This is a genomic window from Methylacidimicrobium sp. B4, assembly GCF_017310545.1.
GTDB lineage: Bacteria > Verrucomicrobiota > Verrucomicrobiia > Methylacidiphilales > Methylacidiphilaceae > Methylacidimicrobium.
The window spans coordinates 623,673-646,457 of sequence record NZ_CP066203.1 but is presented as its reverse complement, the minus strand read 5'-3'; the positions used below and the strand labels follow the sequence as shown (position 1 = coordinate 646,457).

The 22,785-nt window shown below is 67.4% G+C and carries 19 protein-coding genes; 8 read left to right on the top strand and 11 right to left on the bottom strand.

Annotated features, from left to right (window positions below; genetic code table 11):
- The first annotated feature begins 246 nt into the window (after positions 1 to 246).
- The 3 genes from MacB4_RS03155 (at position 247) to MacB4_RS03145 (ending at position 3,351) form a co-directional block, all read left to right on the top strand.
- Complete coding sequence (locus tag MacB4_RS03155; RefSeq protein ID WP_206864417.1) at positions 247 to 1,254, top strand: NAD(P)-dependent alcohol dehydrogenase; 1,008 nt, start codon at positions 247 to 249, stop codon at positions 1,252 to 1,254.
- A 112-nt stretch (positions 1,255 to 1,366) separates the two neighbouring features.
- Positions 1,367 to 2,563, top strand: coding sequence for a serine hydrolase (locus MacB4_RS03150; RefSeq protein WP_206864416.1), 1,197 nt, complete (start codon positions 1,367 to 1,369; stop codon positions 2,561 to 2,563).
- A complete protein-coding gene (locus MacB4_RS03145) occupies positions 2,560 to 3,351 on the top strand; it encodes a M48 family metallopeptidase (RefSeq protein ID WP_242529302.1) in 792 nt (263 codons plus the stop codon). Before MacB4_RS03150 ends, MacB4_RS03145 begins: the two co-directional genes overlap by 4 nt.
- Here MacB4_RS03145 and MacB4_RS03140 read toward each other — a convergent pair.
- From MacB4_RS03140 to MacB4_RS03125, 4 genes are read right to left on the bottom strand one after another with little or no spacing between them, the layout of a single operon-like run.
- On the bottom strand, positions 3,239 to 4,219 hold the full coding sequence (locus MacB4_RS03140) for a glutathione S-transferase family protein (protein ID WP_206864415.1): 981 nt from the start codon (positions 4,217 to 4,219) through the stop codon (positions 3,239 to 3,241). The genes MacB4_RS03145 and MacB4_RS03140 overlap by 113 nt on opposite strands.
- Positions 4,220 to 4,270: 51 nt before the next feature.
- Positions 4,271 to 4,483, bottom strand: a complete 213-nt coding sequence (locus MacB4_RS11305; RefSeq protein WP_255551670.1) for a hypothetical protein — start codon at positions 4,481 to 4,483, stop codon at positions 4,271 to 4,273.
- A gap of 35 nt (positions 4,484 to 4,518) precedes the next feature.
- Complete coding sequence (gene wrbA / locus MacB4_RS03130) at positions 4,519 to 5,142, bottom strand: NAD(P)H:quinone oxidoreductase (RefSeq protein ID WP_206864414.1); 624 nt, start codon at positions 5,140 to 5,142, stop codon at positions 4,519 to 4,521.
- A 21-nt stretch (positions 5,143 to 5,163) separates the two neighbouring features.
- Positions 5,164 to 5,658 carry a MarR family winged helix-turn-helix transcriptional regulator gene (locus MacB4_RS03125; RefSeq protein ID WP_206864413.1) on the bottom strand — a complete coding sequence of 165 codons (495 nt, stop codon included), beginning with the start codon at positions 5,656 to 5,658 and terminating at the stop codon, positions 5,164 to 5,166.
- Positions 5,659 to 5,794: 136 nt separating this feature from the next.
- On the opposite strand from MacB4_RS03125, the gene MacB4_RS03120 reads away from it, so the two are divergent.
- Positions 5,795 to 6,583 carry an SDR family NAD(P)-dependent oxidoreductase gene (locus MacB4_RS03120; protein ID WP_206864412.1) on the top strand — a complete coding sequence of 263 codons (789 nt, stop codon included), beginning with the start codon at positions 5,795 to 5,797 and terminating at the stop codon, positions 6,581 to 6,583.
- 302 nt (positions 6,584 to 6,885) lie between these two features.
- Complete coding sequence (locus MacB4_RS03115) at positions 6,886 to 7,338, top strand: DUF1828 domain-containing protein (RefSeq protein ID WP_206864411.1); 453 nt, start codon at positions 6,886 to 6,888, stop codon at positions 7,336 to 7,338.
- Here MacB4_RS03115 and MacB4_RS03110 read toward each other — a convergent pair.
- A complete protein-coding gene (locus MacB4_RS03110) occupies positions 7,326 to 8,453 on the bottom strand; it encodes a serine hydrolase (protein WP_206864410.1) in 1,128 nt (375 codons plus the stop codon). The genes MacB4_RS03115 and MacB4_RS03110 overlap by 13 nt on opposite strands.
- On the opposite strand from MacB4_RS03110, the gene MacB4_RS03105 reads away from it, so the two are divergent.
- Positions 8,452 to 9,099 (top strand): hypothetical protein, encoded by a 648-nt coding sequence (locus MacB4_RS03105; protein ID WP_206864409.1) that lies wholly within the window; start codon positions 8,452 to 8,454, stop codon positions 9,097 to 9,099. The genes MacB4_RS03110 and MacB4_RS03105 overlap by 2 nt on opposite strands.
- 68 nt (positions 9,100 to 9,167) lie before the next feature.
- Here MacB4_RS03105 and MacB4_RS03100 read toward each other — a convergent pair whose 3' ends face one another.
- The 3 genes from MacB4_RS03100 to MacB4_RS03090 all read right to left on the bottom strand — a co-directional run bounded on the left by MacB4_RS03100 (position 9,168) and on the right by MacB4_RS03090 (position 12,796).
- On the bottom strand, positions 9,168 to 10,103 hold the full coding sequence (locus MacB4_RS03100) for a cupin (RefSeq protein WP_206864408.1): 936 nt from the start codon (positions 10,101 to 10,103) through the stop codon (positions 9,168 to 9,170).
- A 321-nt stretch (positions 10,104 to 10,424) separates the two neighbouring features.
- The gene (cydB, locus tag MacB4_RS03095) at positions 10,425 to 11,465 is read right to left on the bottom strand and encodes a cytochrome d ubiquinol oxidase subunit II (RefSeq protein ID WP_206864407.1); all 1,041 of its coding nucleotides are present in this window, start codon (positions 11,463 to 11,465) and stop codon (positions 10,425 to 10,427) included.
- Positions 11,466 to 11,473: 8 nt separating this feature from the next.
- Positions 11,474 to 12,796 (bottom strand): cytochrome ubiquinol oxidase subunit I, encoded by a 1,323-nt coding sequence (locus tag MacB4_RS03090; protein WP_206864406.1) that lies wholly within the window; start codon positions 12,794 to 12,796, stop codon positions 11,474 to 11,476.
- Between the two features lie 178 nt (positions 12,797 to 12,974).
- Here MacB4_RS03090 and MacB4_RS03085 point away from each other — a divergent pair, with 178 nt between their 5' ends.
- Positions 12,975 to 13,967, top strand: coding sequence for a DUF6607 family protein (locus MacB4_RS03085; protein ID WP_206864405.1), 993 nt, complete (start codon positions 12,975 to 12,977; stop codon positions 13,965 to 13,967).
- 66 nt (positions 13,968 to 14,033) lie between these two features.
- Here MacB4_RS03085 and MacB4_RS03080 read toward each other — a convergent pair whose 3' ends face one another.
- The 3 genes from MacB4_RS03080 to MacB4_RS03070 all read right to left on the bottom strand — a co-directional run bounded on the left by MacB4_RS03080 (position 14,034) and on the right by MacB4_RS03070 (position 20,425).
- Complete coding sequence (locus MacB4_RS03080; RefSeq protein ID WP_206864920.1) at positions 14,034 to 17,354, bottom strand: DUF2126 domain-containing protein; 3,321 nt, start codon at positions 17,352 to 17,354, stop codon at positions 14,034 to 14,036.
- A gap of 72 nt (positions 17,355 to 17,426) precedes the next feature.
- A complete protein-coding gene (locus MacB4_RS03075) occupies positions 17,427 to 18,299 on the bottom strand; it encodes a transglutaminase family protein (RefSeq protein WP_206864404.1) in 873 nt (290 codons plus the stop codon).
- Positions 18,296 to 20,425, bottom strand: a complete 2,130-nt coding sequence (locus MacB4_RS03070; RefSeq protein WP_206864403.1) for a circularly permuted type 2 ATP-grasp protein — start codon at positions 20,423 to 20,425, stop codon at positions 18,296 to 18,298. The genes MacB4_RS03075 and MacB4_RS03070 overlap by 4 nt, the downstream gene beginning before the upstream one ends.
- A 676-nt stretch (positions 20,426 to 21,101) precedes the next feature.
- Here MacB4_RS03070 and MacB4_RS03065 point away from each other — a divergent pair.
- On the top strand, positions 21,102 to 22,778 hold the full coding sequence (locus MacB4_RS03065; RefSeq protein WP_206864402.1) for a hypothetical protein: 1,677 nt from the start codon (positions 21,102 to 21,104) through the stop codon (positions 22,776 to 22,778).
- Positions 22,779 to 22,785 lie beyond the last annotated feature (7 nt).

The window sequence follows — 22,785 nt, the reverse complement described above, 5'->3', positions numbered from 1 at the left end:
GTTGTCTTGCGTCGAAAGCTGAGCCATCCCTCCCCGGAGTGCGAAGTGCGCCTCGCGCCACCCTAACCACGATGCTTGGCTTGGTCAAGGCTGCACTCGGCCCTACCGATCCCGCAGAGCCCAAGCGCGGGGAGAAGCCGCCATTCGGCCGCACCAGGGAGGAGGCCACCGGGCGCGGGCCCCGGCCCGCGCATTGGGCTTGCGTCTCTCCGGCGCATCGGGCATGGGCAGGGAAGGCGACTCGCGATGAACGCGGTGATTCTGGAGCATCCCGGCGGCCTGGAACGGCTGCGAATGGTCGAGCGCGCGGACCCGGGGGTCCCGGGACCGGGGGAGATCCGTGTCCGCCTCCATGCCAGCTCGCTCAACTTTCACGACTACCTCGTCGCCTCGGGAAAGCTGCCAACGGAAGAGGGCCGCATCCCGATGTCGGACGGTGCCGGATTCGTGGAGGAGGTCGGGGAGGGGGTCCTGGACGTTTCGAGGGGCGATGCGGTCGTCTCCTGCTTCTTCCCGCGCTGGCAGGACGGTGATCCGGTCACCGGAGATTTCTCCCAGGTCCCCGGGGACGGGATCGATGGATATGCCCGGGAAGCGGTGGTCGCCCCGGCTTCCTGGTTCACGCGGTCGCCGGCCGGCTGGACTCCCGAAGAGGCCGCGACCCTCACGACCGCCGGCCTCACCGCCTGGCGGGCGCTCGTGGTCGAAGGCGGGCTCAAGGCCGGCGACACCGTGCTCGTGCTGGGCACCGGCGGCGTCTCGATCTACGCGCTCCAGATCGCCAAGGCGATGGGAGCCCGCGTGATCGCCACCTCCTCCTCGGAGGAGAAGATCGAGAAGCTTTTCGCCCTCGGCGCCGATCAGGCGATCGACTATCGCCGGGAGCCTCGGTGGGCCACCGAGGTCCTCCGTTGGACCGAGGGGCGAGGGGTCGACCATGTGGTCGAGGTGGGGGGCCCCGGTACCCTGGACCAGTCGATCCGGGCCTCTCGGGTTGGCGGCCGCATCGCTCTCATCGGGGTTCTCACCGGAATCGAGGGGCCCGTCCGGACCGCACTCCTGATGCAGCGGCAGATCCGGCTCCAGGGGCTGGTCGTCGGGAGCCGCCGTCACCAGAGCGAGATGGTGCGGGCGATGGAAGCGACGGGCCTCCGGCCGGTGATCGATCGGACGTTCGCCTTGGCCGAGATCGCCGACGCCTTCCGCTACCAGGAGTCGGGCAAGCATGTCGCCAAGATCTGCCTCGCGTTCTAGGAAGCGCGCTCTCATCCGCTCCAGCGGCTTTCCGCGGCACTCCTCCGGTTGCGCTCCCCTTTTTGGTTCGCCTGCGGCCGCTCCGGCGGGAACAATCGGACTGGAACGCTCGATGGCTCCCGATTTTCGATCCGCGCTCGATCCGATCCTCGAGCGCACGGTCACCGGCCGGCCGGGCGTGCCCGGAGTGGTCGCGATGGTGACGGGCCGCCGGGGAACCCTCTACGAGGGAGTGGCGGGGAAGCGGCGGATCGATCGTCCGGAGGAGATGAGGGCCGACACCGTCTTCGCTCTCTATTCGACCACCAAGGCGTTCACGGCGACGGCCGCCTTGCGGCTCGTGGAGGAGGGTCGCCTCGACCTGGACGCTCCGGCGGCGCGGTATGCGCCGGAGATCGGGACGCTCCCGCGGATCGAAGGCTTCGATCGGAGCGGCGAGCCGATCTTGCGTCCCCCGAAGCGGGCGATTACGACCCGGATGCTCCTCACCCATACGGCGGGATTCGGCTACGAGTTCTTCCACCCGGTCTACCTCCGGCTCCACCGGACCCGAGGTCAGCCCGCAAGCGTCTCCGGGCTGAAGGCGAGCCTCATGACCCCGCTCCTCTTCGAGCCCGGGGAGAGATGGGAGTACGGGACGAGCATGGACTGGTGCGGCCAAATCATCGAGAGGATCGCCGGCCGCCGTCTCGGGGAGGTCTTTGAGTCCGATCTCTTCGAGCCGCTCGGGATCGAGAGCACGGGCTTCGTCCTCACCGCTCCGATGCGGGCCAAGCTCGCGGCCCTTCACAAGCGGAGCCCGGATGGGTCGCTGCTGCCGACCGACTTCGAGCTGCCCGCCAATCCCGAGGTGGAGATGGGCGGCCATGCCCTCTACGGAACGGTCGGCGACTTCCTCAAGCTCATCCGGATGTGGGTCAACGACGGAATGGGCGACCGGGGCCGGGTGCTCCGGCCGGAGACGGTCCGGATGGCCGAGCAAAACCATCTCGGCAGCGGCCCGATCGCTCCTTTTCCCGGCGCCGCCTCGCGCCATCCCCGCCTCGCGGAGCTCCTCCCCGGACCCACGAAATCCTGGGGCTTGGGCTTTCTGATCGATGGGCAGGATCTTTCGACGGGCCGTCCCGCGGGCTCCCTCAGCTGGGCGGGCCTCGCCAACACCTTCTTCTGGATCGATCGCCGGAACGGAATCGGCGGCTACTGGGCCACCCAGGTGCTGCCCTTCGGCGATCCGACCGCCGCCGGCGGCTACCTCGATTTCGAGAGCGCGGTCTACGCCGCGAGGAAGCGGTCGGAGGAGAGCGGGTGAACCCCGCGATCCTGCTTCGGCTCGGGGAGGTCGAGGTGGTCCTCCGGCGCAAGCGGATTCGGAACCTTGACCTCCGGGTCTCCCCGCCGGACGGGAGGGCGACCCTCTCGACCCCCGACCGGATGCCGCTCGAGGCCGCTTACGCCTTTGCGGCTTCCCAGCTCGACTGGATCCGACGGAAGCAGGCGGAGGTTCGCCGTCCCTCGGCGATCGCCTTTGCCTACAGCGACGGCGAAGGTCACGATCTTTGGGGGGAGCGCCATCCGCTCCGGCTGGTCGAAAGAGCGGGTCCCGCCTGGGTGGGGCTCTCGGCGGGCGCGATCCGCCTCCAAGTTCCACCGGGAACATCGCGAGAGAGGAGGGGAGCTCTGCTCGCCCTCTGGTACCGCGGTCTCGTCCGGCAGGCGGCCGCTCGCCTGATCGCGCAGTGGGAGCCCCGCCTGGGGGTCCGTGTCGCCCGCCTCTTCGTCCAGAGGATGAAGAGGCGCTGGGGGAGCTGCAACATCCGCGACCGGCGGATCCGGCTCAACAGCGAGCTCGCGAAAAAGCCGGTCGACTGCTTCGAATACGTGGTGGTCCACGAGATGGCGCATCTTCTGGTCCGCTGGCATGACCACCGGTTCAAGGCCCTTCTCGACCGCTTCCTGCCCGACTGGCGGGTGCGGCAGCGCCGGCTCAATGACTTGTCGCGCGACCCGGTCGGCTCAGGCAGCCGCCGATTGCTTCCCGGCCGTGGGGCGCGGTCAGATCCTGGATGGGCCCGAGAGGAACGATGCGCGTCGGGTTGATGTCGTCGTGCGTGATGTAGTAGTGGCGCTTGATCTGGTCGAAGTCGACGGTCTCGGCGACTCCGTCCCACTGGTAGAGGTCCCGCAGGTAGCCCGAGAGGTTCGGATAGTCGACGATCCGGCGGAGGTTGCACTTGAAGTGGCCGTGGTAGACGGCGTCGAAGCGGATGAGGGTGACGAAGAGCCGCAGGTCGCTTTCGACCGGCTTTGGCCCAAAGAGGTAGCGGGTCATGGCCAGCCGCTTCTCGAGCGCGTCCAAGGAGTCGAAGAGGAGGCGGACCGCCGCCTCATAGACTCTCTGGCTCGTGGCAAAGCCCGCGCGGTAGACCCCGTCGTTGATCCGTTCGTAGAGCCAGTCGTTGAGCGCATCGATCTCCGTCCGCAGGCCGTTGGGATAGAGATCGACCGAGGGATCCGCCCAGGCGCCGAAGCAGAGCGAGAACATCCGCAGGATGTCGTCGTCCGAGTTGCTCACGATGCGCCGGGTCCGCGTGTCCCAGAGCACCGGAACGGTGACGCGGCCCCGGTAGGCCGGGTCGGTGGCAAGATAGGCCTCGCTGAGGAACCGGAAGCCGTGGATCGGATCGGCTGAGGCTCCGGGCACCTCCCGGAAGGCCCAGCCCCGCTCATCGCGGATCGGGTCGACGACGGTCATCCCGATGACCCCTTCCAGCCGCTTGAGCTTCCGTCCGAGGATGGTCCGGTGAGCCCAGGGACAGGCCCGGGAGACGTAGAGATGGTAGCGCCCCGCCTCGGCGGGGAAGCCGGAGCGGCCGTCCGCACTCACCCAGCCGCGGAACGCATCGCGCTGCCGGACGAAGGCGCCTTCGTCCGACTGCTCGCCAGGAAATTGGGCTCGGAGGACCATCTCGAGCAAACCTATCCCTTCCCTCTGAAAACGCGAATGGTTCCTGATGCCTCAAGGAAGATCGAAGACAAGGAGCTCCGCCGCGGCCACGCCCCCCATCCGGATCGTCCTCTCCTCCGCAAGGGCGGCGCCGTCGCCCTCGCAAAGCTCATGGCCGTTCGCCCGCACGGCGCCGCGCGCCACCGGGAGCCCTCCGCCCCGTCGGGCGAGACTGTGCGCGACCCCTCGTCCCGCGGTCCTCCCGCGCTCTTCGCTCTTCCGGATGGTCCACAGGATCGCTCCTTGCTTTGGCTCCGGCCTCAGCTCCCACCCTTGAGGCGCTTGGCGATCTCCGCCACATGGCGGCCTTGGCAGCGGGCGATCTCCCGCTCGTTCTCCGAAAGCCGGCGGGAGCCGTCAATGCCCGCCAGCGTCGATGCGCCGTAGGGAGTGCCTCCGGTGATCTCGGCCATGTTGGTGAGTGCCGGCACGGTGTAGGGGACCCCCACGATCACCATCCCGTGGTGGAGCAGGGTGGTGTGGAAGCTCGTGATCGTCGTCTCCTGGCCACCGTGCTGGCTGGCCGTGCTGACAAAGACGCTCCCCACCTTCCCGACGAGTGCCCCCTTCATCCAGAGCCCCCCGGTCTGATCGAGGAAGTTGCGCATCTGAGCCGCCATGTTGCCAAAGCGGGTCGGCGTGCCAAAGAGGATCGCGTCGGCCTCGGCCAGCTCGTCGACCCGGGCGGCCGGGACATGGGCGAATGCCTGCCGGGCCGCCTGGGCTCCGCTCCGTTCCAGCACGGCTTCGGGCACGAGCTCAGCGACCTGCCGAAGCTCGACCACGGTGTCGGGAACCTCGCGGGCGCCAGCAGCGATCGCCTCGGCGAGTGCATAGACATGTCCATACATGCTGTAGAAGACCACGAGCACCTTGGTTGACATAGGGGATCCTCCTGTTTCGGCTTATTGGTTTTCGAGAGTCGATATGGGCTCGGCCAGGGCGCTGCGTTCCTCGACGCCTCGCCCGAGCTTCCGGCAGAGCCTGCCCAGCTCGTCCTGCTCCCATCGGCTTAAGACGCTCATTGCTGCGGTGATCCTCGCCGCATGACCGGGAAAGACCCGCTGGATGAGCCGTTCTCCCTCCGGGGTGAGGGTGACAATTACACAGCGCCGGTCCTCCGGATTCCTGGCACGACGGACCAGGCCCCGCCTCTCCAAGTTGTCGACGACGACCGTGACGTTGCCTCCGCTCCGCAAGAGCTTGCGGCCGAGCTCCCGCTCCTTCATCGGGCCAATGTGGAGGAGCGCTTCGAGGACGCCGAGCTGCCCTGTGGTCAGCCCCTCGCGGGAGAGGGGGCCGCGCAAGGCCGCAGCGAGCCTCTCCGAGGCGCGAGTCAGCTTGATGTAGCAGTTGAGCGCCCGAACCTCGGGAAGCGGACCTTGGTAGTGGGTCGGCATATCGTTTGAATTAAAATGATTTTAAATCAAAATAAAAAGATCCCTCCTTTCTGTCAAGCGGACCTTCCCCATGGGTTTCGGCGACGGCGGAGCCCGAAGGCTCGAAGATCCGCCTGCGAACCGGTAGGATCCTCCCATGAGCTTGAACGGAAGCACCGCGCTCGTGACCGGTTCCTCGCGGGGCATCGGGGCGGCGATTGCGCGGAGGCTGGCCGAGGCAGGAGCCTGGGTCGTCCTCCACGCGAACCGGACCGCCCGAGCGGCGGAGGAGATCGCCCGGGAGATCGAGCGGAACGGAGGGAAAGCCGCCGCCGTACAGGGCGATCTCTCGTCTGCGGCTGGTGCCCGGGACGTGGTGCGCGCTGCCTTCTCCGAGTTCGGCGCCCTGGACATCCTGGTCAACAACGCCGCTGCGGGCGACGGGGGTGCCATCGAGGATCTCGAGGAGCAGTCCGTCCTCCGGCTCCTCTCCCTCAACATCGGCTCGGTCCTCTTTGCGACGAAGGAGTTTGTGCTTTTGAGCCGGAGCCGCCGCGGGCGGATCGTCAACCTGAGCTCGATTGCGGGCCGCCTTCCTTCGCCCGGAGGCTCGGTCTATGCCGCGACCAAGGCTGCGGTCGAGTCGCTCACCCGGAGCCACGCGATCGAGCTCGGCCCCCGCGGGATCACCGTCAATGCGGTCGCTCCCGGCACGACTCAGACGGCGATGGCGGTGGAGACCTTCCCGCCCGACCTCCTCCGGCGGTGCGCCGCGGTTACCCCGCTTGGCGGCCTGGGGCAGCCAGAGAAGATTGTCGAGGTCGTGGCCTTCCTCTGCTCGGATGGCGCGTCCTGGATCACGGGCCAGGTGATCGGCGTCGACGGCGGCCAGCCGACCTCGACCGCCGTGCTCCAGTACATCGGAGAGCGCTTGGGGAGCCAATAGTCGCGGGGTCCCTCAAGGCTTTGCGGGAGCTCGACGAGCCGATCGACTTGCGAGGCCGCATTGCTTCTGGCGGAAGAACGAGTCCGCGGCATTGGCGACTCGGCGACGGGGAGAAGAGGATGGTACTCGGAGCATGTTCCGAAGGGATGGCAGGAAAACCTGATCGATCCCAACTTGCCCGATCGAGACGGCCGCCAAAACCAGCATCAGCGATGAGAAAGCTTTGCGCCGACCGACTGGAAAGGTTTCTTCCGAAAAGTCTGCCTTCATTGGAACATTCCATATCCCGTGGAGGAGCTGTGATGAAAACGACCGAAAAGTTGCTGAGCGAGGATACGTGCCGCAAGGCGCTGTTTCAATTCTGGACGGAGCAGACGGAGATCGTCGAGACGGGCGAAGGCCTCGCCCTGGCGCTTCCCCTCCTCTATCCGGACGGATGGCAAGTTCAGCTCTTTGTCGAACCGGTCTCTCGAGACCAAGCGATCCTCACCGATCAAGGGCGCACGCTGGGCTGGCTGCAGGATCAACGGGTCAACTGGGAAGGCGGGCAGACGGGCGAGCTGTTGCAGTCGCGTCTGGAGGCCTTCGAGCTGAAGCAGGATGGCTTCGAATTGCAGCGCCGGATTCGGCTGCCCCTGGTCGGGCTTGATGTGCACCTCTTCGGCGAGGCGTTGGTGGCGATCGCTCACCTGGCTTACCGGCATGAGGCCCATTGCCCGGCAGAAGGGGGCCGGGTTCCCCTTCAAAGTGGATAGAGATTCTGGGGCGTGATCGATTTCGTCACGGTGTAGGCCAAGAGCGTGCTGGGCAGGTCGTTTCCCTGCGGAATGTCGGAGTTGACCAGCACCACCAAGGTGAGATCCTTCTCCGGGAGATAGATCACCACGCTCTGGTAACCGGGCAGCGAACCATTATGCCCGATCCAGCCATTGACCCGAAAGAGACCGAGGCCATATTCCACCTTGGGATCGTCGGTCGGGAGGAAGCGCAGCCGTTCCTCTTGGGTTGCCCTGCTCAGCAGCGTTCCCTTGGCCACGATCGCGGCCCAGCGTCGCAGATCCTCCGCATGGGAGATCAGCGCCCCCGCGGCCCATGCCCAGGAGCGGTTCCAGTGCGTCGCATTGACCCTCTCCCCCGTCGCCATCTGCTTCGTATAGCCGTCGGCGTGAGGGGAACGAATCTCCGCGCCTTGCGGGAGAGAGGAGTGGCTCAGATGGCAGGGTCGTAGAATCTGCCTGGCCAGAAAGTCCGCCAGCGGTCTGCCGCTCACGATCTCCACGACTCGGCCCAGGAGAATGGCGTTGGTATTGGAATAGTAGTACCTTTCTCCCGGCGGGAAGAGCGGATCCTGGGCGAAGGCATAGCGGAGCAGCTCTTCCGGAGCCCACTCTCGGCAGGGCTGCTCGATCCAGATCGCCTGCCACTGCGTGTTCTTCGTGTAGCAGGGCAGGCCGCTCCGCATTGCCGCCAAGTCCCGCAAGGTGATCTTCTCTCCGTTGGGCACCTTCGGGAGATATTGTGCGATCGGATCATCGAGAGAGAGCCTCTTCCGATCGGCCAGCTGCAACAGGGCCGTGACGGTGAAGGTCTTCGTTTCGCTGCCGATGCACAGGGAGAGGCCTTTCTCCATGGGAGCGCCGGTCGCGAGATGGCGGACGCCGAGAGCGCGATGGTAGAGCCGAGCGGCACCCTGCCACACTCCGACGATCGCTCCCGGAATCTCCGCCCGATCCATCACTTCCGTGAGGAGTCGGGTCAGGGATGCGTCGAGACCGCCAGCCTCCCCGCCGGATGCCTCTACGGCAACGGTGGGGGCGCGGGATGCGATGGCGGCCAGGCTGACCAGCCGCAAAAACCGACGGCGGTCCATGGTGATCCTCCCCGGGAAGCTTGTGAGGGCGATCGTAGACCGTTCGCACCCGGTCGACCATTTCTTCCTCGCTCGGAGCGATCTCCCGATCTTAGCCTCGGGCATGCGTTTCCCCCTCCTCGGCAGCAGCTGGCCCGTCCTGGCCACGCTGGCGCTCCTCTGGGCCGGAGCACTGGCCGCCTTCGCCCAATCTTCCGACGCCGGTGAGTCGGAGTCGGGCGGGATTCTGGGCCGGGTCCGCGGGCGGCTGGGTCAGGTGCGGCAGAAGATGTCGGGCAAGGATCCATCGATCCAGTATGACCCGGCGGTCCTTCAGGCGGGGATCTCGCGCCAGCGGATCCACGCCGTCCTTGGGCCCCCGAACGCCACGCAGGGGAAGGGCTCGGCGTGCGAGGATGTCTATGCGTTCTCTCCCGATGGCTCCAAGTATCGGGAGCCGCAGATCGGCGCTGCGACCATTGCCACGGCGGTCTTCACCTCGGGCCTCTCGCTCGCCAGCCGGGAGGCGAGGATTCTCATCCACAAGAGCAAGCTCACGCTCTACCGGGTCCGGTACGATGAAAACGGGATCGCCGCATCGGTCGAGAAGGTGCCCTCCGCAATCGGCGCCGAAGCGCCGAAGGCCGCGAGCGACCCCGCTCGCTGAGGCTGTGCAGGCGGGAACGGCTCCAGCTCCGAGGCGCGGATGGCGCTCCTCGGCCGGGCCTCCCGCACCTACGCAAATCGGATGTCGAGCGTCCGCAGGTAGGTGTGGAGCCCCGCATCCTGGATCGGCAGGATATAAGCGGGCCCGTCTGACTCGTTCACATGCTCATGCCAGTAGCCCGGAGGGGTGACGAAGGCGGAGCTGCTCACCCAGTCGATGCGCGCGGGCTCCCGGATCGATCCGTCGGCTTCGAGCTCCCCTCCGACCCGGGTGTAGACGCCCGGCCTCCCCTCGACCACGAAGTCGAGGGCAACCGACTGGTGGCGGTGGGGCTTTTGCCGCGTCCCCGGAAGGATGATCCCGAACATGGCCCACAAGCAGTGCGTCACGGTCAGGGTCTGCGGGAACTGCCGGTTGGCCAGGAGCACGCTCACCCGGCTCCTCCGGGCCGCTTCCGGGTCGGCCTGCGCCCTGGCGAGCGCCTGGCGGATCGATTCCCCGCGGAAGAGGAGGGGGAGGAAGCGGCCCTGGAGGCGGGTCACGCCCAGGTAGGCCAGGAGCGGGCTGTCGTCGACCAGGTAAAAGCGGGCATCCTCCTCCGCCCGGTGAACCGCTGCCGTGCCCGGAAGCACGAGGATGTCCCCCTTCCTCCAGGGGATGGCTCCCCACTCGGTCTCGGTGAAGCCCGAGCCCTCGATGACGTAGAGGAGCTGGCTTGTGGCATCGGGGGAGGTCGCCAGGGACTCCGCCCCGCGAATCTCGGCAAAGCCGGCGAGCAGGCTCGGGCTCGTCGCCGGATAGGGAACTCCGAGCTCGCCCGAAAGGTCCAAGGAAGCCAGAACGGTCTTTCCGAAGAGATAGGCCCCGGGAAGGAACTGCTTGACGGGAACTTTCGGAGTCACTCCGGAGCCGATCGGATCGGCCGCCTGGCTGTATTCGAAGAGGAGCGCTTCTTTTTCAAGCGTCTCCTCGGAGAGGAGCTCCTGCGTCTGTTCGGGATTCATCGGTCTATCCTCCGCGACTATTCCCCGCTCGGCTGCGTGACCCGGCCACCGGGGCCCGGGTCGCTCCCCTTTTCGGACGGGAGCGTCCGGCGCCCGAGACGAGTGAGCTAAATCTCAATCTACCACGAACCGGAGAGGATGCCAACGGCATGGAACGGTTGAGCGGTCGTTCCGGGGTAGGGCAATTCCATTCGATTCAGGGAGGGCCATGCGCCAAGGCGGTGCGGCTCCCCTCTCGTCGCAGGGCCGGGCTGGCGGTGAGCGGGCGATGCGGCTCCCGCTGAAGGCGCCCCAAGCCGCTCTCTTCGGCCGGCAGTGGCCTCAGTAGCCTTCGCCCTCGCTCCGCACCTTCCCCCGGAAGCTCCAATACGAAAGGAAGGTGTAGCCGAGGATCAGCAAAGCTCCAATCCCAAACCAGAGGAGCCCCATCCGGAGCGCGGGCGTGCTGGCCGCCGCGTTGAAGATGGTCAGGCTCTTGGCCCGGTCCAAGGAGGAGAGCAAGAGGCAGGGGTAGAGGCCGACCGCGGTCGCTCCGATGGCGGAAAGGAGAAAGAGCGAGGAGCAGACGAAGGCGAGAAGCTCCCGCTGGCGTCGAAGGAAGAAGAGAACCAGGGGGAGCGAGAGCGCCGCCAGCGCGAGGAAGGCCACCCCCAGCGGCCGGTGCGCGCACCGCGCGAGGAGGAGATGGTGGGTCGAGAGCATGAGGACGACCGAGAGGAGGACGAGGGCGACCTCGGCGTTCCACCACTGGAGAGCGAGCCGCCGGATCCTCTCCCGGATCTCCCCCTCGGTCTTCAGGATCAGGTAGGTGGCCCCATGCCGACCGAGGCTCACCACGGAAAGGAGGCTAAAGAGCAGGGTGAGCGCGTCGAAGATCCCGTGGCGGGAAGAGGGGACGAAATAGGTCCAGAGCGGCAAGAACCAGCTTCGGCTCTCCTCGATCGGGACGCCCGTCACCAGGTTCCCGAGAAACCCGCCGAGGACGAGGGCGGCGAGCAGGCTGGCCAGGAAGAAGATTCCGTCCCAGAAGCTGTGCCAGAGCGGATGGGCGAGCTGGGAGCGGATCTCGATCGAGATCCCCCGCAGGATGAGCACCCAGAGGAAGATCATGATCGCCAGGTAAAAGCCGCTCGCGGCCGAGGCATAGGCCTTGGGAAAGGCGAAGAAGAGGAGTCCCCCTCCTGCGATCAGCCAGACCTCGTTGCCGTCCCAGACGGGGCCGATCGCCCGGTAGAGCATCCGCTTCTCTCCCTCCGTCCGCGCGAGCCAGGGGAGGAGGATCCCCATGCCGAAGTCGAATCCGTCGAGGACGACATAGCCGCCGACGAGGACGACCAAGAGAACGAACCAGAGGGTCTCCATGGGATGCCCTACGCCGGATCTCCCGGAGGCCCCTCGGAGATCCGCTTCCCGATCAGGAAAACGAAGAGGAGCCCGAGGAAGAGATAGAGCCCAAGAAAGCCGAGAAAGGTAAAAAGGGCATTCCCCGCGTTGACTCCCGGGGAGGCGCCATGAGCGGTCCGGAAGAGGGAGTAGACGAGCCAGGGCTGCCGTCCCGCCTCGGCGGTGATCCAGCCGGCGGTGGCCGCAATGTAGGGAAATGGGACGGAGAGCAGGATCGTCCACAAGAGCCAGCGGCTCTGCCCGAGCCGCCCCGTCGCGAGCAAGACCCCTGCGGCGAGCATGATGGCGACAAAGACCGTCCCGAGCCCGACCATGATATGGTAGGCGTAGTAGACCAGGGGGATGTTGTCGGGCCAGTCGCTTCGCGGAAAGGCTTCGAGCCCTTTGACATCCGCCGCGAAGCGATGGTAGGTGAGGAAGCTCAGGAGCTCGGGCACGTAGATCGGGTTGTCCAACGACTCGGACTTCAAGTTGGGCTGACCAATCAGGATCAGCGGGGCCCCCTTCTCGGTCTGGAAGAGGCCCTCCATCGCCGCCGCCTTGGTCGGCTGCCCGGCGAAGACCTGCTGGCTCTCCCGGTCCCCCGTCGGGAAGATGACCAGGACGGTGCTCAAGAGCCCCAGGAGGACTCCCCGCCGCAGGAAGTAGGAAGCCGCCTCCCGGTGGATGCCGCTCAGAAGATAGAAGGCACCGACCGCGGCGACCACGAACGAGGAGGTGACCACCGAAGCGGCCATGTTGTGGGCATATTGCGTCAAGGCCCAGGAATTGAACAACAGAGCCCAAAGGCTGCTCGGATGGGCCACCCCGTCGGGCCCCACCGTGTAGCCGACCGGATGCTGCATCCAGGCGTCGGCCCCGATGATGAAGAAGCCCGAGAGCCAGGTCCCGAGAAAGACCATCCAGGCAGAGAGGAGCTGGAGGCCCTTTCCGACCCGCTCTCTCCCGAACAGGAGGATCCCGAGGAAGGAGCTTTCGAGGAAGAAGGCGAAGGTCCCTTCGACCGCCAACATCTGCCCGACCGTCTCCCCGGCGAAGCGAGAAAAGCCTGACCAGTTGGTGCCGAACTCGAACTCCATGACGATCCCGGTCACGACCCCAAAGACGAAGTTGATCGCGAAGATCTTGCTCCAGAACCGGAGCGCCCGGTCAGCCAGTGGGTCCTTCCCTACGATGGCCGCCGTCTGGAAGAGGGCCAGGAAGAGGGCGAGCCCCATGGTCAGCTGGGGGAAGAGGTAGTGGAAGCTGACCGTGAAGGCGAACTGGAGCCGGTCGTAGATCAGCGTCATGGGCTCGTTGCGGAGGACCTGAGGAGATCTCAGGGCGGCTTTGAGGCTAACGGATCGGGCGTTCGCCGGGCGATGAAAAAGTGGCTGGCGCTCCTTGGGGCGAGCCCAGGCAAGACCGCCCACGGCGGATCACCAATGGTTCGCGCTGGCTTGCGCGGGAGCGTATCATCGCCATCGCATGGCACCGCCTTCCTCCATCCTGGCTCTCTTTCTTTTCGGTGCGGCTGCAGTGCCCGCATTTGGCGCGGAGGTGCCTCCCCGCCATGGGGAGCCTGCGGCCGCCGGTGCCCGCGAGGCTGCCTTCGAAGCGGATCGCAAGGCCATCCTGGCGATGGCCGGAGAGTGGCGGGTCTCCTACCGGTTCGAGGAGATCCTGTCCTGGAAGCCTGGATATGCCCTCCATCCTCCATACAAGATCGGCGGGTTTGAAAAGGTCGTCATCCTCGAGGACAAGGGCGGGCATATCGCCCTCCAGCATCTGCTCGTGGACGCGAAGGGTGCGGTGACCAAGCACTGGAGGCAGGACTGGGACTACCAGAGGAGCTCCTTCTGGGAGTATGCCGGGAAGGGGGGATGGAGGTCCCTCGATTTGGGCCCAAAGGAGGTCGAAGGGAGCTGGACCCAGACGGTCTGGAATGTCGACGATGCGCCCCGGTATGCGGGCTACGGACGATGGAGCCACGCGGAAGGCGTTTCGGAATGGGTCTCCCATCCGTTGTGGCGGCCGCTTCCCCGGCGCGAGCTCACCCGAAGGTCGGATTACGACCTCCTGCGCTCGGTGATGCATCAGCTGGCCTTTGGAGGCGGCTGGATCCTCGAGGAGGAGAACGACAAGGTGAGCCGGGGAGAAGGGGGGGAGTCGGTCCTGGCCCGGGAGCTTGGCGTCATTTCCTACGGCACGGGAAGGGGGGCCGACTTTCCGGCGGCTGACCGCTACCTCCGAAAGACCGGTCCCTTCTGGAAGTCGGTCCGTTCCGCTTGGAGCCGGATCCTCGAGCAGAACCGGGAGGTCGGCTACAAGGGGAAGCGGGATGCCAAGGAGCTCGCGGAAAGCCTCTTTGCTGCCGCGGAGACGTTCGATCCGGCAACGGAGAGCGAGGAGCAGGCGTGGAACGAGATCCTCGGGCTCATCGGGGAGCACTGCTTCCTTGTGCCCAAGGGGGGTCAATGATCCCGTCGAATCCGCCCGCCGATCCAGGCGGGACCGGCTTCCCCCTTTCCGAGCTCCTGCCGCTCCCTAGCGTCGCCGCAGGTCGAGCGTGCGCGGCTCTTCGGGGCCGGGGAGCGGCTGTGGCTCGGGACATGGGCCGGGAGTGTGGCCGAAGGGCCAGAAGCGGACGCGGCGGCGAGCTTCGGCGGCGTTTGCGTTGACCGGGATCTCCAGGTTGGCGCGCCCTCCGGGGTGTACGACATGGTAGGTCATGCCCCCCAGGCTCCGGCCGTTCCAGCGGTCGTAGACGTCGAAGATGAGCGGTCCGTGCGCCGGGATGGTCGGATGGAGCGCCGAATAGGGCTGCCAGGCCTTGTAGCGGACCCCGGCGACATATTGGCCTTGGGTTTCGGTCCGCTGGAGCGGCAGGGCGGCCCCATGGCAAGCGAGGAGGTAGCGTTCGCTCACCCAGCCCTCCACCTTGACCTGGAGCCGTTCGAGCGAGCTGTCGACGTAGCGGGCCGTGCCGCCAGCGGCCGGCTCCTCGCCGAGCACATGCCAGGGCTCGAGCGCCTGGCGAAGCTCGAGCTGGAGATCGCGAACCGCGACCTCGCCGAGCTTGGGGAAGCGGAAGGCGATGTGGGGGGCAAACCAATCGGGGTTGAGCGGGAAGCCGTAGCTCCCCAGCTCCTCGAGAGCGTCCCGGAGGTCGGCCTCGGCATAGTGGGGGAGCAAAAACTCGTCGTGGAGCCGGGTGCCCCAGCGGATGAGCCTCCGTTCGTAGGGCCGCTTCCAGAAGGCGGCGATCGCGGAGCGGAGCAGGAGCATCTGGGCCGAGGACATCTCGGGATGGGGCGGCATCTCGAAGGCGCGGAACTCGACCAAGCCTTGCCGCCCGGAGGCGCTCTCGGGAGCAAAGAGCTTGTCGATGCAGAACTCGGTCCGGTGGGTGTTCCCGGTCATGTCGCAGAGGATGTTTCGGAAGATCCGGTCGACGAGCCACGGTGGGGTCCGCGCCGGCTCTCCGACCTGCCGGAAGGCGATCTCGAGCTCGTTGACCGCATCCTCCCGCGCCTCGTCGACGCGGGGATGCTGGGAGGAGGGGCCGAGGAAGAGGCCCGCGAAGAGGAAGGAGAGCGAGGGATGGTTGTGCCAGAACCCGAGGAGGGACTTCAAGAGGTCCGGCCGGCGGAGGAAGGGGCTTTCTGCTGGGGATGGGCCTCCCATCGCCACATGGTTGCCGCCGCCGGTGCCGACGTGACGGCCATCGAGAAGGAACTTCTCGGCCGAGAGGCCGACTTCGCGTGCCGCTTCGTAGAGCTGGCGGGTCCGTTCCACCATTTCGGCCCAGCTTGCCGCCGGGTGGATGTTGACCTCGATCACCCCCGGGTCGGGGGTCACGGAGAAGTGGAGCAGGCGCGGATCCCGGGGGGGCAGGTAGCCCTCGAGCACAACCTTGCGGCCGAAGGCGGCAGCGGTCTCCTCGACTGCGGCGGTGAGCTCGACCCAGTCGAGGGCGTCGGAGAGCGGCGGGTAGAAGACGTGGAGGCGCCCCTCGCGTGGCTCGACGCAAAGGGCGGTCCGGACGATCCCTGGTTCCTCGCGGCCCGGCACCGGGGTCTCCTGCGGGACCGGGCCGAAGCCCTCGGGTTGCGGCTCACGCGAACGCCTCGGCTGCCAAGCCGCGCGTGGGGGGAAGGGTTCCCGCGGGGCGAGCGGGTCGAGCTCGTGGTGCCCTTCCATTCGCGCCGGGTCGGCCCAAGGGAGGCTGGCCAGCGGAAGCCGGAGCCCGATCGGGCTGTCGCCGGGGACGAGGAAGAGCGCATCGTCGCGGAAGAACCAGCGGCCCGACTCCCAGCGGGGCCGCCCGCTGCCGAGCGATCGGCGCAGGGGAAGGACCGAGCCGACCGGGGCGGCGAGCCCCCGGCTGAAGATCCGGGCGAAGCGAGCGCGCTCGAGGGGATCGGAAAGCTTGGCGTCCTCGACGAGGAGGTTCGCCGGCAGCCGCGCTTCTCGCCAGAGGTAGTAATGGATGTCCTCGTAGGCCGGGCGGATGAGATCGGGAGGTATGCCCAGCCGTTCGGCCAGGGCCTGGGCGAACCGCTCGGCATCCGATGCTGCGGCATTGTCGGCATCGTCGTCGGAGGCGAGCAGGTCGGGGTCGTTCCAGACGGGCTCGCCGTCGGCCCTCCAGTGGGCATGGAGCGCCCAGCGCGGCAAAGGCTCGCCCGGATACTGCTTGCCCAGGCTGTAGGTGAGCGCCGCCCCCGGGGCCCAGAGTGGAGCCAGCTTCCGGAGGAGCCGTCCGGCGTAGGTCCGCTTGGTCGGGCCGAGCGCCTCGATGCTCCATTCGGCAGCTTCACGGTCGGTGGCGGAGACGAAGGTGGGCTCCCCGCCCATCGAGAGGCGGACATCGGCCTGGCGGAGGGCCGCGTCGATGGCCGCACCCCGCGCGAGGATCTCCTGCCACTGCTGGGGGGTGTAGGGCTTGGTGACCCGCGGAGTTTCCGAGACGCGCCGGACCGACATCTCGAAGGTAAAGCGGCTTCCGGCGCCCTCCTCGGCCGAGAAGCTGCCGGAAATGGGAGCGGCCGACTGGGGCGAAGGGGTCGCCGCCAGGGGGAGATGGCCTTCACCCGCGAGGAGCCCCGAGGTCGCGTCGAGCCCGACCCAGCCGGCTCCGGGCAGGTAGGCTTCGGCCCAGGCATGGAGATCGGTGAAGTCGGCCTCCGGACCGGCGGGACCGCCGTCGACGGGCCTGGTGTCGGCCGCGAGCTGGATGAGATAGCCGGAGACGAAGCGGGCCGCGTAGCCGAGATGGCGGAGGAGGGTGACGAGCAGCCAGGCGGAGTCGCGGCAGGAGCCTCGGGCCAGGGCGAGCGTCTCCTCCGGGGCGTAGACGCCGGGCTCTGTGCGGACCACGTAGGCGATCTGCTCGTGGAGAGCGCGGTTGATCGCGACCAGCATCTCGACCGTGCGGGGAGGCGAGCTTCCGAAGCGGCTGCGGGTCTCGCCCAAGAGCGCGGCAAGCAGGGGACCGGGCTCCGGCACGATCCGGAAGGGGGCCAGCTCCTCGGCGAGCGTCTCATCGTAGGAGAAAGGCCACGACTCCGCCTGCGGCTCCAAGAAGAAATCGAAGGGGTTGATCGTGGCCAGGTCGGCGACCAGGTCGACCGTCACCTCGAAGTGGGTGACCCGCTCCGGAAAGATCACGCGGGCCAGGAAGTTGCCCTGTGGGTCCTGCTGCCAGTTGAGGAAATGGGGCTTGGGGGCGACCTGGAGGGAGTAGGAGAGGATCGGGGTGCGGCTGTGCGGGGCGGGGCGGAGCCGGATCACCTGTGGGCCCAGCATCACCGGGCGGTCGTAGCGGTAGGAGGTGCGGTGGGTGAGCGCAGCGTGGATCGACATCGGGTCTCCGGGCTTGTTCCCGGAGAAAGTCAGCACGGCGGGAGGACTTTGGAAAGGAATTTCCTCATCCGATCAGAGCGGGAGCAGGAGCGGGTCGAGATCGACCTGGACCTGTACCGTGTGGCGTCCGCCACCCACGATGATGCCCCGCAGGGGAGAGACGTCATGGAAGTCGCGTCCCCAGGCGAGGGTCACATGCTCGTCCCGGACCAGCAGGCGGTTGGTCGGGTCGAGGTCGATCCAGCCCGCCTCCGGTCCGGCCCACGCGGAAATCCATGCGTGCGACTGATCGGCCCCCCGGAGCTTGTCCTGCCCCGGCGGCGGCTGGGTGCGCAGGTAGCCCGAGACGTAGCGCGCCGGAAGCCCGAGCGCGCGGAGGCAGGCGAGCATGAGGTGGGCGTAGTCCTGGCAGACGCCCCGGCGGCCGGCGAACGCCTGGGAGGCGGTGGTGGCGCTGCCGGTCGCCCCGGGCTCGTAGGTCATGTCGGCGTGGAGGCGCCCGTTGAGGTCGAGCAGCGCATCCCGAATCGATCGGCCCGCCGGGAAGCTCCTGGCGGCATAGGCCGCGATCTCCGCATCGGGTGTCGCGAGCGCGCTCGGCAAGCAGAACTCGGCCAGATCGACGTCGCCGAGGCCGCGGGCGGCGATCTCCTCCCAGGGCGGGGTCGAGGCGGGAGGGGCCGGCTGGCCGACTTCGACCGTGGCGCTCATCGCTACCCGGAACTCCCGGTGCGCCCCGGTAATCGAGACGGTCGTGGTCAAGTTCCCGAAGTGATCGATCTCGTCCCGGCGGCTGTCGGGAGTCGGGGAGATGTCGAGCTGGGCGGCGAGGACGGCCTGGCCGGGACGCTCGCGCGGCAGGAGATGGAGGAAATGGGTGCCCAGGACCACCGCGTCCTCGGTATAGTCGTAGACCGTGGTGTGGTGGAGCCGGTAGAGGGTCATGGCGCAGGCTCGCGGACTTCGTTTTCCTCGAGGGCGTGCGCTTCGGGCAGCAGCGCAAAGAAGCGCCGGTGCATCCGGTCGGAGAGGAGGCGGAGCTTGGCGGCCGCCTCCCGCAGAGGCTCGCCCAGGCCGGAGGCGACACCGACCAGGTTAGTGACCTCCCGTTGCAGCTGGTGGACGGTCTCCGCGTCGTCGTCGGCGCCCAGGCGCTCGAGGCAGGCGCGCAGCGCTGCGCACTGGAAGGCGAGCGAACGTGGGTTGAAGAGGTCGGCCAGGACCATCGAGAGCACGGGGCCGGGAGAGAGGATGCCCGCGTGGCGCAGATCGTAGCTCAAGACCGAATCGGCCAGCTCGATGCTCAGCGCCATCCCCGGCTCGAGCCTTTCGGGCGGGGCGTCGAGCAGGATGGCGAAGCTCTCCGCCATCGTCTCTCCGCGCTCGAGCCGCCGACCCATTTCGAGGAAGAGCCATCCACCATCGCGGGACATGTTCTCGGCCGCAATGCCCGCAAAGGTGGCCGCGAAGCTGAGCAGCATGGGGAGTGCGGTCTCCTCGTTGGGGAGGCTGTCGGCCGCTTGCCGAAGGGCAAAGCGGACCGTGGCCAGCATCGAGGGCGAGAGCCGCTCGGAGGAAACATTGACCAGCCGGTCGACCTCCTTGACTAGCCCTCCGATCGGCCGGCCGCGCGCCAGGGTCTGGCGCAGCAGCCGTCCTGAGACGGCGCCCCCGGCGATGTCGGCGGACAAAAGCCCGGCCCGGGCGAGGCAATGGATGAGGAGGGTGCGCTCGGCGATGTCGCGCGGCAGCGAGGTGCCCGACTCGAGGCGCGGCAGGGCGAGCATGAGCAGGCGGCAGGCGGCCTCCAGCCGCTCGACCGAGCGGCCGAGCCAGAAGAGGTTGTCGGCCAGCCGCGAGGGGAGGTGGGCGGCGGCGAGGAAGGGTCCAAGATCGGGCGGTTCCACCGGGGGAGGCCCGACGATGTAGGAGTCTTCCTCCGACTCGAGCACCCAGAGATCCTTCAAACCGGGTGAGGGGGTGTCTGGCCCGGAAGCTTCGAGCGGCAGGCCGAGCCCGCCGGGCAAGACCCGCCACTCCGTCCCGTCATTCCAGGCGAAGAGCCGAAAGGCGATCGGGGCCGCGGTGGTGGCCTGGTTGTCAGCGAAAGGCGCCTGCGAGGCGAGCGCCCGATCCTCCTCGGTGGCGCGCAAGAGCAGCGGACCCTCGCCCAGCAAGGGCTCGCAGAGCTGGTCGAGGAAGGGGAGGAGCTCCGCCGCCTCCACCAGGGCCGTCCCAGGGGCATTCCACATGGTCAGGACCCCGGCGCGGAGGGCACCGAAGGCGCCCGGGACGCCCCGGGCCGGCCGTCCGCCCTGCTCGAGCGGATCGAGGTCGACCCCGGAGATCCCGCGGATCAAGGTGGCGATCGGAAGCAGGCCGCTCAGCGTCTTCATGTGCAAGCCGCCGTTGCGCGTGGCGAGGTCGCCCGGCTCGATCCGCAGGAGCCCGAGGGAGCGGGCGAGGAGGGCCTCGTCGACCGCTTCCGGGCTCGGGCGCGAGGCGGTGCTGGCGGAAAGTACGGCGACGAGCCGTCCCTCGGCTTCGCGGTAGAGATGGTCGACCAGCATCTCGCGCGCCGGGCGCAGGGAGCGCAAGCCGCCAGCGGGAAAGAGCTCCGGAAGAATGCCCGCAGCCAGGCGGCGGAGGCTCAGCGCATGGCCGAGGCCCGAGATCGCCCCCGCATGATCCCGGAGGAGTCGGAACCGGTTGTCGGGGGTGCGGATCAGGTCGGCGGCGTAGAGGGAAAGGCGGGGCGCCGCCAGGGGGGCCCGAGTATGGAGGCCGCGCAGAAACCGGCCCTGCCCGAGCACGAGCGCGGGGGGAATCTGGCCCCGGCGGAGGAGGCTCTGGGGCCCGTAGAGATCTTCGAGCACCAGGCCCAGCAGGCGGGCCCGCCCTCGGACCGCCGCCTCGAGCCCCGAAAACTCGCTGGCGGTCAGCAAGACCGGCAGCGGATCGTAGATGGAGCGTGGCGCATCGCCGAACGGTCCGGCCAGGTCGGTCAGGCGGTTGAGCGCGGTCGCGCGGCGAGCGAGCTCCTCCGGCCCCAACTGGCGGACGGCCGCCATTACGGGCCTCCACGCCGCACGAAAGCGGCCCTGAGGATCGAGCCTCTCGTCGCGTCCCGATCTCGTCCCCGGTCCCTGCATCCAACCCGCTTAGCAGACTACCGCGCCCCTGCCCACCGAAAAAATGCCCTTGGGAGCCGCTTGGCTGCTTCTTGCTCGCGCGCCCAAGCCAGGCGCATCGGGCTCCCCCCGGTCACCCGCCCCTGGAGGAGCTCCCGACGGACTCCCGTCCTTCGATTCGGACAAGTCTGCTCTTCCAAAGGCCGGAAGCCAAGGGTCGTCGCCCGCCTGAGGATCGGATCGGAAAAAGAGATGGGGAGCGGTCCTGACGCAGCGGAGCTGTCGTCCGCAGCAGCGGTGCAGGAGGTAGTGGATCCCCTGACCGCTGCTCTGGTCATAAGGATGGTTTCCTTGGCCCTCGGTGAGTCGCACCAGGCAGATGCGCAGCGGTGGAGGAGATGGAGCGGTTTCGGTTGAAGCTCCCGGCGCCAATCCTTGTGCTCGGTCACGCCGAGTTCCCTTCTGGGGAGTGGACGAGGCTTCGTGGCCCGGGGATGGGTCAATCGCACTCGGGGGAAATCTGATTGACCTCCGGAAAGAATGAGGCTTAATGCTTTTTAAGTGTTTTAGGCACGCTGAGTGCTTGGGTGTGGCGGGAGGGGAAACTATGGCGTTTATGGGGACCAGGTTCTGTCGCTCGGCTCTCGGTGCCGGCCTTCTGGCATTCGCCTCAACCGCGTTTGCGCAATCGCCGGCTGGGCGCTCCTTCCCGTTGCCGTTCTCCTCAAACCTTCCCTACGACGTCGATCGGGCGGTGGTGGATCGTCTCGACCGAGAGGGTCGAGTGCTCGAAGCGCAACGGGAGTTTGACATTCTCGCGTGGCAGACCTTCATCGCGTTGAACTGGCCTGCGGCGTCCGACGGAAAGCCGGCCCGAGGCAAGACGATCGCCGACGGCTTCGCGGAGCGGGTCTGGAGCTTCTGGCGACCCGCCAGCACCATCTTCCTGACGGAGGGGGCCCGTCCCAGGCCTTGGAACCCGAGCCAAGCGACCGCGGAAGAGAGCTCCCTCTTCCGCCCGAAGGCGGCGTGGCGGCAGCATACGACCAGCGCAGATCAGAATTTTCAGGCCTTTTCGGGCCCGCTGGTCGATCAGAACGGGAAATGGGTCCGCTACGAAGTGCTGGTGAACAAGGAAGAGTTCGACTACCTCGTCAGCCACAAGCTCTATAGCCTCGACGGCCAAGTCGAATATACGCAGAAAGCCGACGATAACGAGATCTCCTTCCCCATCGGCTCGGCATCCAAACGGCTGCGCGGCGCGATCGAGGTGAAGTTTGCGTGGAAGGAGCTCGGCGCTAACGATGATCGCAGCCGCTTCTTCACGCGCCGCGTCCGCGTCCAGCTCGCCGAGCCCTTTCCGGACGGCCAGGAGCCACCGACACGCGAGATCGATGCGGGATTGGTGGGCATGCATATTGCGATGCGGACCCGCTCGTCGCCGGAATGGATCTGGGCCACGTTCGAGCAGATCGACAACGTGCGCTCCAACCCCCTTCCCGGGGGAGGCGAATCCCATCCGAACTTCTTCGACCCGCATTCCCATGCTACGCCCAACCAGCTGCCGCCCAAGAACGCGACCCTCGATCCGAGGAGCGGGTCGCCGGTGATCGAGCCCGACCCCGCCAAGGCCACCACTTGGATCGAGCATCTGACCACAACCCCCGTCCAGGTGACGCGAGTCGAGGTGCCGACCCAGGGAACGCTCAATCCACTCGACAAGAAGATCGCCGCTTCGACGGCGGCGCTCAACGCGGAGGTGCAGGCGGCGCTGCGCAGAGAGCATTCGGTCTTCCAGTATTACGAGCTCATCGGGACGCAGTGGCCGGTGCACCCGAACGCGCCCGCCTTTGCTGGGGGGAACATGAGCGCACCGGAGAGCATCACGCACAAGACGCCCGGCGATATGGTCCCTGTCTTCCTGGTGAACACGACGATGGAGACCTATTTCCAGAAAGGGCTGCAGCCGGCCGGCCCGCTGGAGCAGGACGATCGACTGGCAGACGGCGCACCGCCGATCGATAGCACGCCGGTGTTCGGCACGGAAAGCTGCGTCGGCTGCCACTACTCCGCCGGCGCCGCCGTTGGATTCCGGACCAACGAGGACGGAAGCCTCAAGCGGGACGGCAATGGGCGGAAGATCCCGATCTTTGGCGAGAACTCGCATTTCGGGAAGACCGGCAACGGGAACTTCTCCTGGCTCCTTCAGATTGAAGCGCAAACGGCGCCGCTGCCAAACTCGGCCCCGGCCAAGCCGCGCGGGCCCGCCGGCTTCATCGACATCGCACATTGATCGCCTG